Raw genomic sequence first — 12,974 nt, 5'->3', positions numbered from 1 at the left:
GCGACTTCCGGGCCGGGGGCGGGCCCCGAGACGAAGGCGAATCCGGGGCGGGGACAGCTACCGAACCGAGGGGCGGACACCGAGCCGGGGCACGGCTTCCGAGCGCGGGCGGCGTGCAGCTTCCGGGCCGGGGGGCGGGCACCGAGACGGGGGCGAATGCCGGATCAGGGGCGGCTTTCACGCTGGGGGTGGTTCTGCGCGGGGTCGGGCCCTTGGACCGAGAGGCGACCACCGAGCCGGGGCACGGCTTCCGAGTGCGGACGGCGTGCGGCTTCCGGGCCGGGGGCGAATCCGGGACGGGGTTGGCCCCCGGGGCCGACGGGGCGGAACCGAGCCGGGGCACGGCTTCCGGGTCGGGGGCATAGCCGGGCCGGGGAAGGTCCCCGAGCTGGAGGCAGTGGCTGCTGGGCGGGGGGCGGTGCTGGCGGCGGGGCGGCGGGCGCGGGTGGAGCAGGGCGTCCCGGCGCTTTCGGTCGCGGTCGGACGGCCCCGGGGGAAGCTGTCGGCAAGATCCTTGATGCCGGGACGCCACCCATTGTTCCGTGTCCGTCAGGCGGACCGCGGCGGCGGGCGGCACCCGGTGCCGGATACGGTGGTGAGACCATGACTGCTGCGCAGACCCCCGAGGTCCCCACTCTCCTCGTCAAGATCTTCGGCAAGGACCGGCCGGGCATCACGGCCGGACTCTTCGACACCCTCGCCGCGTACTCCGTCGACGTGGTCGACATCGAGCAGGTCGTCACCCGGGGACGCCTGGTCCTGTGCGCGCTGGTGAGCCAGCCGCCGGCCGGCATCGAGGGTGATCTGCGGGCCACCGTGCACAGCTGGGCCGAGTCGATGAAGATGCAGGCGGAGATCATCTCGGGGCACGGCGACAACCGGCCGCGTGGCCTCGGACGCTCCCTGGTGACCGTCCTCGGCCATCCGCTGACCGCCGAGTCGACGGCCGCCATCGCCGCCCGTATCGCGAAGGCCGGCGGCAACATCGACCGTATCTTCCGGCTCGCCAAGTACCCCGTCACCGCAGTGGAGTTCGCGGTCTCCGGGGTGGAGACCGAGCCCCTGCGCACCGCCCTCGCCTCGGACGCCGGGGCGCTCGGCGTGGACATCGCGGTCGTCTCCGCGGGCCTGCACCGGCGGGCGCAGCGGCTCGTGGTCATGGACGTGGACTCCACCCTCATCCAGGACGAGGTCATCGAGCTCTTCGCCGCCCACGCGGGCTGCGAGGACAAGGTCGCCGAGGTGACCGCCGCGGCGATGCGCGGCGAGCTGGACTTCGAGCAGTCGCTGCATGCCCGTGTCGCCCTGCTGGCCGGCCTCGACGCCTCCGTGGTCGAGAAGGTGCGCAACGAGATCCGGCTGACCCCCGGTGCCCGCACCCTGATCCGCACCCTGAAGCGGCTCGGCTACCAGGTCGGCGTGGTCTCCGGCGGCTTCACCCAGGTCACCGACGACCTCAAGGAACGCCTCGGCCTCGACTTCGCGCAGGCCAACACGCTGGAGATCGTCGACGGCAAGCTGACCGGCCGGGTCACCGGCGAGATCGTGGACCGCGCGGGCAAGGCGCGGCTGCTGCGCCGGTTCGCGGCGGAGGCGGGGGTGCCGCTGGTGCAGACGGTGGCGATCGGTGACGGCGCCAACGACCTCGACATGCTGAACGCGGCCGGTCTCGGCGTCGCCTTCAACGCCAAGCCCGTGGTGCGCGAGGCCGCGCACACGGCCGTGAACTTCCCCTTCCTCGACACGGTCCTCTACCTCCTCGGCATCACCCGCGAAGAGGTCGAGGCGGCCGACACCCACGACGAGAGCTGAGCCGGCCCCGGGCGGGGGTCACCTCACTCCGACGGCGCCCAGTAGTCCGTCAGCGTGGCCACGCCCGGCTCCAGGCCCTTCCACGAGCCCTCGAAGGAGAGCACGGCGAAGGCGGCGGCCGGGAAGCCGCGGCGGTTCATCCGGTCGCGGGCGTCCCCGTCGGCCGAGCCGGCCAGGATCTCGGCGAGGCCGTGGACCCCGGGGTTGTGGCCGATGAGGATCAGGGTGCCCACGTCGTCCGGGACCTCGTTCAGCAGCGCGATCAGCTGGCCCGGGGACGCCTCGTACACCCGCTCCTCGTAGACGGTCTTCGGCCGGTGGTCCAGTTCGTGTACGGCGAGCTTCCAGGTCTCGCGGGTCCGGGTCGCGGTGGAACACAGGGCCAGGTCGAAGGCGAGGCCGGAGTCGGTCAGCCTGCGCCCGGCGACGGCCGCGTCCATCCGGCCCCGCTCGGCGAGCGGGCGCTCATGATCGGACACCTGGGGCCAGTCGGCTTTCGCATGCCGGAAAAGGGCGATCCTGCGGGGTTCTGCGACGCTCATGCGTCCCAGCTTCGCATGAAACAGGCCATGGGGCGCAGGGAGTTGACATGCGGATTCACCAGGGGGGCGGCTTCCCGGTCAGCGCGTGAGCAGCAGCCGCGCGCGCTCGATGAGGTGGGCTATCGCCGGGTCCGCGTTCGCCGCGTGCGCGTCCGCGGGGTTCAGTATCAGCAGGAACAGGACGCCGAAGGCGAGCACGGGCAGCGCGAGGGCCCACCAGGGCAGCCGCATGTCGACGCCGCCCGTGGTCGCCGGGTGGGTCCGGAAGTGGGTGCGGGCGGGCATGGTCGCCTCCGTGGTCCTTGAGCGTTCGTGCGACCGCCCCCTGCGGTCACCACTCGAAGGTACGGAATCCCAGGCCGCCAACCCATCAGGTTTTCCACCCAGTTACCCCTGACCCTTACCCCCTAGGGGATAGGGGGGCCAGCACCACCGTCCGCCGGAAACGCCTGGTGGGCGGGGCCTGGCCGGGCGGTGTCACGGGCGCGCGGCGGGGGGTGTCACGGGGACGCGATGGTCGCGACGATGGCGATGATGACGAAGATCGCGAAGAAGGAGCCGAAGACGAGCAGCATCTTCTTCTGACCGTTTCGCGGATTCGGGTCGAGCACAGGCTGCATGCGCCCAGTCTGACACCCCCGCCCCGGCGGGGGTGCGCGGGGGTCAGCGCGCCGCGGCCTCTTCCTCGACCGTGCGGTCGCGGCCGGCCAGGAAGCCCACCGCCATCTGGGGCAGCATGAGGCCCGCCATCAGGGCGATCGGCAGTCCCCAGCCGCCGCTGTGCTGGTAGAGCACGCCGACCAGCAGCGGGCCGGGGATGGAGATCAGATAGCCGGTGCTCTGCGCGAACGCGGACAGCTGGGCCACACCGGGACCGCTGCGGGCGCGCATGCCGACCATGGTCAGCGCGAGCGGGAAGGCGCAGTTGGCGATGCCGAGCAGCAGCGCCCAGGCCCAGGCGCCGGCGGCCGGGGCGAGGTACAGCCCGGCGTATCCGGCGAGCCCGCACCCGCCCAGGACCAGCACGATCGGGCCCTGGTGGGGCAGCCGGGTGGCGATCCGCGGGATGACGAAGGCCAGCGGCACGCCCATCACCATCGTGAGCGCGAGCAGCAGCCCCGCGGTGCCGGCGGAGACGCCCGCGTCCCGGAAGATCTGCGGCATCCAGCCCATGGTGATGTAGGCGGCGGTGGCCTGGAGGCCGAAGAAGACGGCGAGCGACCAGGCGGTACGGCTGCGGGTGATGCGCAGCGGCGGCTGCTCCCCGGTGGTCGCCGCGGCCGACGCGGCCGGTGCCGACGTCTGCCGCGCGGCGGCCGCCGACTCCTTGCGGCCCTCCCGCGCCAGCGGTATCCACGGCAGCACCGCCGCCGCCGCGAGCACGGCCCACACCGCGAGCCCCGGCTTCCAGTTCCCGCCCATGGCGTGGGTCAGCGGAACCGTGACCGCGGCCGGCAGGGCGGTGCCGAGCGCGAGGACCATCGAGTACAGGCCGGTCATGGAGCCGACCCGGTCGGGGAACCAGCGCTTGACGATGACCGGCATCAGCACATTGCTGACGGCGATGCCCATCAGGGCGAGCGCGCTGGCGGCCAGGAATCCGGCGGTGCCGCCCGCGTACGGCCGTATCAGCAGGCCCGTGAAGATGGCGGCCATGCCGGCGCACACCACGGCGGCCGGTCCGAAGCGGCGCGCCAGGCGGGGCGCCATCACGCCGAAGACGGCGAAGCACAGCGGGGGCACGGAGGTGAGCAGTCCGGCCACGCTGCCGCTCATGCCGAGCCCGTCGCGGACCTCCTCCAGGAGGGCGCCGAGGCTGGTGATGGCCGGGCGGAGGTTGACGGCGGCCAGCACGATGCCGACGACCACCAGCCGGGTCGCCCACGTGCGCGCGGGACCCTTGTGCGGGCTCGTCTCGGTCACGCCCGCCGCGGCGGGCGTCTCGCGTTCGGTCGGTGACATCGCCGTACGGGTGTCCACTGCCCCTGTTTCCTCACTAGCCATGAGACCCATCATAGAATCATAGGATGATTGGTTGTCCATTCCCGGAACCTCCGGGGCGTGCGTGCCCCGGTCCCTCGTGCGAAGGTGTGCCATGCCTCTGAGCCACCCGCGCCGTTCGGCCCTCTCCGAGCAGGTGATCGCCGAACTGCGCAACCAGATCGCCACCGGTGAGTGGCCGGTCGGCTCCCGTATCCCGACCGAGCCCGAGCTGGTCGAGCAGCTGGGAGTCGCCCGCAACACGGTCCGCGAGGCCGTGCGCGCGCTCGCCCACAACGGACTGCTGGACATCCGGCAGGGCTCGGGCACCTATGTGGTGGCGACCAGCGAGCTGGCCGGCGTGATGCACCGCCGGTTCGCCGACGCGGACCCCCGGCACATCGCCGAGGTGCGCGCCACGCTGGAGTCGGCCGCGGCCGAGCTCGCCGCCGAACGGCGCACCGAGAAGGACCTCAAGCAGCTGGACGCGCTGCTGCTGCGGCGCGAGGAGGCGTGGGAGAGCGGCGAGGCGGAGTCCTTCGTGGCCGCGGACGCCACCTTCCACCTGGCCGTGGTGGCCGCGTCCCACAACGAGGTCATGACGGCGATGTACGCCGACCTGGGCGAGCTGCTGCGGGACGCGCTGCGCGCGGACGTCGGCGCCGAGCTGACCCCGGAGGCGCACATGGACCACACCCGCCTGGTGGACGCGATCCGCACGGGCGACACCGAGGCGGCGGCCAGGGAGGCGGCGAGCTATCCCTTCCAGTGCCGTCCGGGACGGCCCGGCATCGGCATCGGCATCGGCTGACGGCCCGGTCTCAGCGCACCTTCTGGTGGCTGATCCACGCCGAGCCGACCTCCTTCCAGCAGCGCCCGGTGAGCCGTACCGTCAGGGCGGGCCCGGCGTCCACCGGCGCGCTGTCGGTGTCGATGTCCCACCAGCGGGCGCACTCGATGTGCAGGCGCACCCGGTCGGTGTCGACATAGGGGTTGTGGCAGTAGGCGACCACATGGGAGCCGTTCACCGCGGTCCGGCAGGCGGCCCCGAACAGGCTCGGCGCGGGCGGGACCGCGTTCGCGTGCGCGTGGGGCGTCGCGTCGTACGGCAGGGCGAGCGCGAGGGCGGCGGCCAGGGTCAGCGGGGCCAGGCAGCGGGACAGGCGCACAAGGGGGACCTCCTCGGCCGGGCTGCGGAGGGATGCGCCGGATGACCGCGCGCCTCTTCAGGGTGCGCCGCGCGCCGGGTGGGCCGCCCGACCGGTGAGCCGAACGGGTGAGGGCGCCAGGCGCCACCGGAGGGCACCGGTGACGGCGAAGGCCCGCCCCCGTTGTGGGGTGCGGGCCCTGCGCCGTCCCGCCGTGCGGCGGGTTTCGGCCTGGCGTGAGCGCTCAGGCGCCGATCGCGTGCAGACCGCCGTCCACGTGGATGATCTCGCCGGTGGTCTTCGGGAACCAGTCGCTGAGCAGGGCGACGACGCCCTTTCCGGCCGGCTCCGGGTCCTTCAGGTCCCACTCCAGCGGGGAGCGGCTGTCCCACACGGCGGCCAGGTCGCCGAAGCCCGGGATGGACTTGGCGGCCATGGAGCCGATCGGGCCCGCGGAGATGAGGTTGCAGCGGATGTTCTGCTTGCCCAGGTCGCGTGCCATGTAGCGGCTGGTCGCCTCCAGGGCGGCCTTGGCCGGGCCCATCCAGTCGTACTGCGGCCAGGCGAACTGCGCGTCGAAGGTGAGGCCGACGACCGAGCCGCCGTTCTGCATCAGCGGCAGGCAGGCCATGGTGAGCGACTTCAGGGAGAACGCCGAGACGTGCATGGCGGTGGCCACGGACTCGAACGGCGTGTTCAGGAAGTTGCCGCCGAGCGCGTCCTGCGGCGCGAAGCCGATGGAGTGCACGACGCCGTCCAGGCCGCCCAGCTCCTCGCCGACGAGGTCGGCCAGGCGCGCGAGGTGCTCCTCGTTGGTCACGTCCAGCTCGATGACCTTGGCCGGCTTCGGCAGCTTCTTGGCGATGCGCTCGGTCAGCGTGGGCCGCGGGAAGGCGGTCAGGATGATCTCGGCGCCCTGCTCCTGGGCCTGCTTCGCGGCGTGGAAGGCGATGGAGGACTCCATCAGCACACCGGTGATCAGGATGCGCTTGCCCTCGAGGATTCCACTCATGGTGATCAGTGACCCATTCCCAGTCCGCCGTCAACGGGGATGACGGCTCCAGTGATGTACGAGGCGTCGTCCGACGCGAGGAACCGGACCGCCGCGGCGATCTCCTCCGGCCGCGCGTACCGGCCGAGCGGCACCTGCGACACGATGCCCTGGCGCTGCTCGTCGCTGAGCACCTTGGTCATGTCGGTGTCGACGAAACCGGGCGCGACGACGTTGAAGGTAATGTTGCGCGAGCCCAGCTCACGGGCGAGCGAGCGCGCGAAGCCCACCAGGGCGGCCTTGGAGGCGGCGTAGTTCGCCTGTCCCGCCGAGCCGAGCAGGCCGACCACGGAGGAGATCAGGACGACGCGGCCCTTCTTGGCGCGCAGCATGCCGCGGTTGGCACGCTTGACGACGCGGAAGGTGCCGGTGAGGTTGGTGTCGATGACCGAGGTGAAGTCCTCCTCGGACATGCGCATCAGGAGCTGGTCCTTGGTGATGCCAGCGTTGGCGACCAGCACCTCGACGGGACCGTGCTGGTCCTCGATCTCCTTGTACGCCTGCTCCACCTGCTCGGGGTCGGTGATGTCGCACTTGACGGCCAGGAAGCCCTCCGGCGGCTCACCCGAGCGGTACGTGATCGCGACCTTGTCGCCGGCGTCGGCGAAAACGCGGGCGATGGCGAGGCCGATGCCCCGGTTTCCTCCGGTGACGAGAACCGAGCGGCTCAACGGATCACCCTTTCGATAGCGGTCTGCTAGAGGTCCCACAACCCGCCCGAACACCTGGATGACAGGCGGCTTCATCGAAAACCTATCGGTACGGCCGCGTCCGTGGGCATTCGGGCACCGACAGTGGCGCGGGACCGTCGCTGTCGGGTCTCTACATAATCGCGGGGTCCGGGTCCGAAAGAGGTGTGGCTCGTGGGGCCGCTCGCGCGCCATGATCGGAGCTCACAGGCCACGACAGCAGGGAGACCTCCGTGCCCCATTCCATCGACGAAGCCTTCACGGCGCTTCCGCTCAGGTCGCTCGCCGACGCCGCGCTCGCCCGCGCGCGTTCGCTCGGGGCCGAGCACGCGGACTTCCGCTTCGAGCGGGTGCGCAGCGCGGCGCTGCGGCTGCGCGACGCCCGGCCCTCGGGTTCCTCGGACACCACCGACCTCGGGTACGCGGTCCGCGTCGTGCACGGCGGTACGTGGGGCTTCGCCTCCGGGGTCGATCTGACCCTGGACGCGGCGGCCCGGGTCGCCTCCCAGGCGGTCGCCATGGCCAAGCTGTCCGCGCAGGTGATCAAGGCCGCGGGGTCGGACGAGCGGGTGGAACTCGCCGACGAGCCGGTGCACGCCGAGCGGACGTGGGTGTCGTCGTACGAGATCGATCCGTTCACCGTGCCCGCCGAGGAGAAGGCGGCGCTGCTCGCGGACTGGAGCGCGCGGCTGCTGGCGGCGGACGGGGTGAGCCATGTGGACGCCTCGCTGCTCACCGTGCACGAGAACAAGTTCTACGCCGATACGGCCGGGACCGTCACGACCCAGCAGCGGGTGCGGCTGCATCCCGAGCTGACCGCGGTGTCGGTGGACGGGTCCAGCGGGGAGTTCGACTCCATGCGGACGCTGGCGCCGCCGGCCGGACGCGGCTGGGAGTACCTGACCGGGACCGGCTGGGACTGGGCGGACGAGCTGGCGCGGATCCCGGAGCTGCTGGCCGAGAAGATGCGGGCGCCGAGCGTGGACCCGGGCCTGTACGACCTGGTGGTCGACCCCTCCAACCTGTGGCTGACCATCCACGAGTCCATCGGGCACGCCACCGAGCTGGACCGCGCGCTCGGCTACGAGGCCGCGTACGCCGGCACCTCCTTCGCCACCTTCGACCAGCTGGGCAAGCTCAGGTACGGCTCCGAGCTGATGAACGTCACCGGCGACCGGACCGCCGAGCACGGCCTGGCCACCATCGGGTACGACGACGAGGGCGTCGAGGCGCAGTCCTGGGACCTGGTGAGGAACGGCACGCTGGTCGGCTACCAGCTGGACCGCAGGATCGCCCGGCTGACCGGGTTCGAGCGGTCCAACGGGTGCGCGTACGCCGACTCCCCCGCCCATGTGCCGGTGCAGCGCATGGCCAACGTGTCGCTGCGCCCTGACCCCGCGGGGCTGTCCACCGAGGATCTGATCGGGGGCGTGGAGCGGGGCATCTACGTGGTCGGGGACCGCTCGTGGTCGATCGACATGCAGCGCTACAACTTCCAGTTCACCGGGCAGCGCTTCTTCCGGATCGAGAACGGGCGGCTCGCCGGGCAGCTCAAGGACGTCGCCTACCAGGCCACCACGACCGACTTCTGGGGTTCGATGGCCGCGGTCGGCGGGCCCGGGACGTACGTCCTGGGCGGCGCCTTCAACTGCGGCAAGGCCCAGCCGGGGCAGGTCGCCGCCGTCTCCCACGGTTGCCCCTCCGCCCTCTTCCGGGGCGTAAACATTCTGAACACCACGCAGGAGGCCGGTCGATGAGCGCCCGTAGCAACAAGCCGCACGAGATCGTCGAACAGGCTCTCGCGCTGTCCCGGGCGGACGGCTGCCTCGTCATCGCCGACGAGACGTCCACCGCCAATCTGCGCTGGGCGGGCAACGCGCTCACCACGAACGGCGTGACCCGGGGCCGCAGCCTCACGGTGATCGCGACCGTGGACGGCCGGCAGGGCACGGCCTCCGGTGTCGTCTCCCGGTCGGCGGTGACGGCCGACGAGCTGGAGCCGCTGGTGCGGGCCGCCGAGGCCGCCGCGCGCGGGGCGGGTCCCGCCGAGGACGCGCAGCCGCTGGTCTCGGACGTGGCCGCGGCCCCCGACTTCACGGACGCGCCCGCCGAGACCTCCTCCGCGGTGTTCGCCGACTTCGCCCCGGCGCTCGGCGAGGCGTTCGCCCGCGCCCGGGCCGGCGGCCGGGAGCTGTACGGCTTCGCCAACCACGAGATGGTCTCGACGTACCTGGGCAGCTCCACCGGGCTGCGGCTGCGGCACGACCAGCCGACCGGCACCCTGGAGCTGAACGCCAAGTCGCCGGACCGCACCCGCTCCGCGTGGGCCGGACGCTCCACCCGGGACTTCAAGGACGTCGACCCGGCCGCCCTGGACGCGGAGCTGGCCGTGCGCCTGGGCTGGGCGGAGCGGCGCGTGGAACTGCCCGCGGGCCGCTACGAGACGCTGCTGCCGCCGACCGCGGTGGCGGACCTGCTCATCTACCAGCTGTGGTCGGCCTCGGGCCGGGACGCGGCGGAGGGCCGTACGGTCTTCTCCCGGCCCGGCGGCGGCACCCGGGCCGGCGAACGGCTCTCCGAGCTGCCCCTGACCCTGCGCAGCGACCCGGACGAGCCCGGCCTGGAGTGCGCGCCCTTCGTGATCGCCCACTCCTCGAACGGCGACCGGTCGGTGTTCGACAACGGTCTCGCGGCGCCGGCCACCGACTGGATCGAGCGGGGCACCCTGCGGAACCTGACGACGACCCGGCACAGCGCCGCCCTGACCGGGCTGCCGGTCACCCCGGCCGCGGACAACCTGGTCCTGGACGGCGGCGACCGCTCCCTGGACGAGATGGTCGCGGACACCGAGCGCGGGCTGCTGCTGACCTGCCTGTGGTACATCCGCGAGGTCGACCCGGCGACGCTGCTGCTCACCGGCCTGACCCGGGACGGGGTCTACCTGGTGGAGAACGGCGAGGTGACCGGGCAGGTGAACAACTTCCGGTTCAACGAGTCGCCGGTGGAGCTGCTGCGGCGCACGACCGAGGCGGGCCGCACGGAGAAGACGCTGCCGCGCGAATGGGGCGACTGGTTCACCAGGGCCGCGATGCCGCCGCTGCGGGTCCCCGATTTCAACATGAGTTCTGTCAGCCAGGGCGTATAACCTCGTAGTCGGCTGTCACCCGACCGCCGAGGATCTTCAAGGAGACACGAGAACCGTGACGGACATCGTCGACGAACTGAAGTGGCGCGGGCTCATCGCCCTCTCCACGGACGAGGACGCATTGCGCAAGGCGTTCGCGGACGGTCCCGTCACGTTCTATTGCGGCTTCGACCCGACCGCGCCCAGTCTGCACCTGGGCAACCTCGTGCAGATCCTCACGATGCGCCGTATCCAGCAGGCGGGGCACCGCCCGCTGGGCCTGGTCGGGGGCGCGACCGGTCTGATCGGCGACCCCAAGCCGACCGCCGAGCGCACGCTGAACGCGCCGGAGACCGTCGCCGAGTGGGTCGAGCGGCTGCGCGGCCAGATCGCGCCGCTGCTGGACTTCGACGGTCCGAACGCCGCGGTGATGGTCAACAACCTGGACTGGACCCAGGGCCTGTCGGCGATCGAGTTCCTGCGGGACATCGGCAAGCACTTCCGGGTCAACAAGATGATCGCCAAGGAGGCCGTCTCCCGGCGGCTCAACTCCGACGCGGGCATCAGCTACACCGAGTTCAGCTACCAGATCCTCCAGGGCATGGACTTCCTGGAGCTGTACCGGCGGTACGGCTGCACGCTGCAGACCGGCGGCAGCGACCAGTGGGGCAACCTCACCTCCGGCACCGACCTGATCCACCGGGTCGAGCCGGACGCCGTGGTGCACGCGCTGGGCACCCCGCTGATCACCAAGGCGGACGGCACGAAGTTCGGCAAGACCGAGTCCGGCACGGTCTGGCTCGACCCCGAGATGACCACGCCGTACGCGTTCTACCAGTTCTGGATCAACGCGGACGACCGTGATGTCGCGGGGTTCCTGCGCATCTTCAGCTTCAGGTCTCACGAGGAGATCGAGGAGCTGGAGCGGCTGACCGAGGAGCGGCCGCAGGCGCGGGCGGCGCAGCGGGCCCTGGCCGAGGAGCTGACCACGCTGGTGCACGGGGCCGGGCAGACCGCCGCGGTGATCGCCGCGTCGAAGGCGCTGTTCGGGCAGGGCGAGCTGGCGGAGCTGGACGGCCGGACGCTGGCCTCGGCGCTGTCCGAGGTGCCGCACATCCAGGTCGCCGAGCTGGGGTCCGTGGTGGACCTGTTCGCCGAGGTGGGGCTGGTCGCGAGCAAGTCCGCGGCGCGCAGGACCGTGAAGGAGGGGGGCGCCTACGTGAACAACGTCAAGGTGACCTCCGAGGACGCGGTGGCCTCGCCGGAAGAGCTGCTGGACGGGCGGTGGCTGGTGCTGCGGCGCGGGAAGCGGAATCTGGCGGCGGTGGAGGTCGTCGCCGGTTAGCGCGGTGCGGGGCACCCCGGTGGGTGCCCCGCACCGAGGTGATCGGAGGGGCCGGCGTCCTCAGATCCGCTCGCGTTTGCGCTTGCCCAGCGTCGCCATGTAGAGCGAGTCGACCACGGCGACGATGATGATCGCGGCCACCAGCTGGAAGATGTGCCGGCTCCAGTCGATGCCCCGGGTCTCGCGGACGTGCAGCGCGGCGGCGATCGCGTTGCCCGCGATGGCGCCCAGGATGCCGCAGAGGGTGGTCAGCCAGAGGGGGCTGTGCTGCTTGCCCGGGATGACCGCCTTGGCGATCACGCCCAGCACGAATCCCACGATGATCGCCCACAACCAGCCCATGGCTGCCTCCTCGTCCGGATCGACGTGAGCTTTACGGTCAGTGTCGGCCGGGGCACCCTGGGGCGCATGTCGGGTGCCGCCGTACGGCCGAGGGTGTCGCCGCAGGCAGCGGGCGACCCGGTCTCGTCGGCCGGGCGCGCGCGGCGTACCGTAAGACGCGTGAAGGCGACGCGGAAGCAGCACGGCGACGGCGGCCAGGTGTTCCGGATCACCGGCGCCCGGACCGGTCTCGCCGAGGACGTGCGCGGACGGCAGCGGCGGTACGTCATCTCGATGCTGATCCGTACGCTGGCGGTGATCCTGGCGGCCACCTTGTGGAACGTCGAACGGCCCTTCGCCGTCGTGGCGTTGGTGGCCGGCGCGATCCTGCCCTATATCGCGGTGGTGATCGCGAACGCGGGCCGTGAGCGGCCGCCCTCCCTGCCCTCGACGTTCGTCACCGCGCCGACGCGCCCGGTGATCGGGGCGCCGCGCGGCGAGGACGAGCAGCCCCCGTGTGATCAGGGCTGACGCGAAGGAAGCGGACGCCGGTCGCATTTCATGCTCAAGAAAAGCTCAGAATCAATCACGCAGTTCCGGTGCCGGGCGACGGGTCGGCCGTGACATACTGCGTAAGCGCTCCGCATCCCCCGTCGGAGCGACGGACCGACGCCGGGCAGCTCCCCCCGTGGCTGCTCGGCGTCGCCTCGTTCTGCACCCGATCTGGTGAGACGCATCTGTGAGTGACGAGACCCCCATCTGCTCCGCCAAGGGCTGCCGCGCCGCCGCCGTGTGGGTGCTGGCCTGGAACAACCCGAAGATCCACACGCCGGAGCGGCGCAAGACCTGGCTCGCCTGCGAGGAGCACCGCGAGCATCTGTCGGCGTTCCTGGGCGCGCGGGGGTTCCTGAAGGACGTCGTCCGGTTCGACGAGTGGGAGCCGAGCGGGAGTTGAGGCGCTC

15 protein-coding genes are annotated in these 12,974 nt (G+C 71.9%); 7 read left to right on the top strand and 8 right to left on the bottom strand.

Annotated features, from left to right (window positions below; all coding sequences use genetic code 11):
* The first annotated feature begins 603 nt into the window (after window positions 1–603).
* On the top strand, window positions 604–1,812 hold the full coding sequence (gene serB, locus GHR20_RS27780; protein WP_085564090.1) for a phosphoserine phosphatase SerB: 1,209 nt from the start codon (window positions 604–606) through the stop codon (window positions 1,810–1,812).
* A 23-nt stretch (window positions 1,813–1,835) separates the two neighbouring features.
* Here the strand turns inward: serB and GHR20_RS27775 are convergent, their stop codons facing one another.
* The 4 genes from GHR20_RS27775 to GHR20_RS27765 form a co-directional block, all read right to left on the bottom strand.
* Complete coding sequence (locus tag GHR20_RS27775) at window positions 1,836–2,354, bottom strand: histidine phosphatase family protein (RefSeq protein ID WP_111586447.1); 519 nt, start codon at window positions 2,352–2,354, stop codon at window positions 1,836–1,838.
* A gap of 78 nt (window positions 2,355–2,432) precedes the next feature.
* A complete protein-coding gene (locus GHR20_RS27770; protein WP_153814722.1) occupies window positions 2,433–2,639 on the bottom strand; it encodes a hypothetical protein in 207 nt (68 codons plus the stop codon).
* A gap of 215 nt (window positions 2,640–2,854) precedes the next feature.
* Window positions 2,855–2,974 (bottom strand): SGM_5486 family transporter-associated protein, encoded by a 120-nt coding sequence (locus GHR20_RS38175; RefSeq protein ID WP_086806966.1) that lies wholly within the window; start codon window positions 2,972–2,974, stop codon window positions 2,855–2,857.
* Window positions 2,975–3,017: 43 nt separating this feature from the next.
* Complete coding sequence (locus GHR20_RS27765) at window positions 3,018–4,358, bottom strand: CynX/NimT family MFS transporter (protein ID WP_243878144.1); 1,341 nt, start codon at window positions 4,356–4,358, stop codon at window positions 3,018–3,020.
* 91 nt (window positions 4,359–4,449) lie between these two features.
* Here GHR20_RS27765 and GHR20_RS27760 point away from each other — a divergent pair, with 91 nt between their 5' ends.
* Complete coding sequence (locus tag GHR20_RS27760) at window positions 4,450–5,145, top strand: FadR/GntR family transcriptional regulator (RefSeq protein WP_153814721.1); 696 nt, start codon at window positions 4,450–4,452, stop codon at window positions 5,143–5,145.
* A 10-nt stretch (window positions 5,146–5,155) separates the two neighbouring features.
* Here the strand turns inward: GHR20_RS27760 and GHR20_RS27755 are convergent, their stop codons facing one another.
* The 3 genes from GHR20_RS27755 to fabG form a co-directional block, all read right to left on the bottom strand.
* A complete protein-coding gene (locus GHR20_RS27755) occupies window positions 5,156–5,503 on the bottom strand; it encodes a hypothetical protein (protein ID WP_148027208.1) in 348 nt (115 codons plus the stop codon).
* Between the two features lie 223 nt (window positions 5,504–5,726).
* Window positions 5,727–6,494 carry an enoyl-ACP reductase FabI gene (fabI, locus tag GHR20_RS27750; RefSeq protein ID WP_111586443.1) on the bottom strand — a complete coding sequence of 256 codons (768 nt, stop codon included), beginning with the start codon at window positions 6,492–6,494 and terminating at the stop codon, window positions 5,727–5,729.
* Window positions 6,495–6,499: 5 nt separating this feature from the next.
* Window positions 6,500–7,204 (bottom strand): 3-oxoacyl-[acyl-carrier-protein] reductase, encoded by a 705-nt coding sequence (gene fabG, locus GHR20_RS27745; RefSeq protein WP_111586442.1) that lies wholly within the window; start codon window positions 7,202–7,204, stop codon window positions 6,500–6,502.
* A 251-nt stretch (window positions 7,205–7,455) separates the two neighbouring features.
* Between fabG and GHR20_RS27740 the strand changes: the two genes are divergently transcribed.
* The 3 genes from GHR20_RS27740 to tyrS are packed head-to-tail and all read left to right on the top strand — an operon-like array spanning window position 7,456 to window position 11,691.
* Window positions 7,456–8,979, top strand: coding sequence for a TldD/PmbA family protein (locus GHR20_RS27740; RefSeq protein WP_153814720.1), 1,524 nt, complete (start codon window positions 7,456–7,458; stop codon window positions 8,977–8,979).
* A complete protein-coding gene (locus tag GHR20_RS27735; protein WP_153814719.1) occupies window positions 8,976–10,367 on the top strand; it encodes a TldD/PmbA family protein in 1,392 nt (463 codons plus the stop codon). Before GHR20_RS27740 ends, GHR20_RS27735 begins: the two co-directional genes overlap by 4 nt.
* Window positions 10,368–10,422: 55 nt before the next feature.
* Entirely contained in the window at window positions 10,423–11,691 is a 1,269-nt protein-coding gene (tyrS, locus tag GHR20_RS27730; protein ID WP_148027211.1) for a tyrosine--tRNA ligase, read from the top strand.
* 60 nt (window positions 11,692–11,751) lie between these two features.
* Here tyrS and GHR20_RS27725 read toward each other — a convergent pair whose 3' ends face one another.
* A complete protein-coding gene (locus GHR20_RS27725) occupies window positions 11,752–12,033 on the bottom strand; it encodes a GlsB/YeaQ/YmgE family stress response membrane protein (protein WP_111586438.1) in 282 nt (93 codons plus the stop codon).
* A 159-nt stretch (window positions 12,034–12,192) separates the two neighbouring features.
* On the opposite strand from GHR20_RS27725, the gene GHR20_RS27720 reads away from it, so the two are divergent.
* Both GHR20_RS27720 and GHR20_RS27715 read left to right on the top strand, forming a co-directional pair.
* Window positions 12,193–12,543, top strand: coding sequence for a DUF3099 domain-containing protein (locus tag GHR20_RS27720; protein ID WP_243878143.1), 351 nt, complete (start codon window positions 12,193–12,195; stop codon window positions 12,541–12,543).
* 208 nt (window positions 12,544–12,751) lie between these two features.
* Complete coding sequence (locus GHR20_RS27715; protein ID WP_111586436.1) at window positions 12,752–12,967, top strand: hypothetical protein; 216 nt, start codon at window positions 12,752–12,754, stop codon at window positions 12,965–12,967.
* The last annotated feature ends 7 nt before the right edge of the window (window positions 12,968–12,974 follow it).

Origin of the sequence: Streptomyces sp. SUK 48 (assembly GCF_009650765.1) — a bacterium.
Classification (GTDB): domain Bacteria; phylum Actinomycetota; class Actinomycetes; order Streptomycetales; family Streptomycetaceae; genus Streptomyces.
The sequence above is the reverse complement of the archived record's forward strand: the minus strand, read 5'-3'. Positions and strand labels throughout refer to the sequence as shown.

What these genes read in the sequence shown, in the direction of transcription:
- serB (WP_085564090.1), top strand. Translation starts at nt 604, where the DNA reads ATGACTGCTGCGCAGACCCCCGAGGTCCCCACTCTCCTCGTCAAGATC.
- GHR20_RS27775 (WP_111586447.1), bottom strand. Translation starts at nt 2,354, where the DNA reads ATGAGCGTCGCAGAACCCCGCAGGATCGCCCTTTTCCGGCATGCGAAA.
- GHR20_RS27770 (WP_153814722.1), bottom strand. Translation starts at nt 2,639, where the DNA reads ATGCCCGCCCGCACCCACTTCCGGACCCACCCGGCGACCACGGGCGGC.
- GHR20_RS38175 (WP_086806966.1), bottom strand. Translation starts at nt 2,974, where the DNA reads ATGCAGCCTGTGCTCGACCCGAATCCGCGAAACGGTCAGAAGAAGATG.
- GHR20_RS27765 (WP_243878144.1), bottom strand. Translation starts at nt 4,358, where the DNA reads ATGGCTAGTGAGGAAACAGGGGCAGTGGACACCCGTACGGCGATGTCA.
- GHR20_RS27760 (WP_153814721.1), top strand. Translation starts at nt 4,450, where the DNA reads ATGCCTCTGAGCCACCCGCGCCGTTCGGCCCTCTCCGAGCAGGTGATC.
- fabI (WP_111586443.1), bottom strand. Translation starts at nt 6,494, where the DNA reads ATGAGTGGAATCCTCGAGGGCAAGCGCATCCTGATCACCGGTGTGCTG.
- GHR20_RS27735 (WP_153814719.1), top strand. Translation starts at nt 8,976, where the DNA reads ATGAGCGCCCGTAGCAACAAGCCGCACGAGATCGTCGAACAGGCTCTC.
- GHR20_RS27725 (WP_111586438.1), bottom strand. Translation starts at nt 12,033, where the DNA reads ATGGGCTGGTTGTGGGCGATCATCGTGGGATTCGTGCTGGGCGTGATC.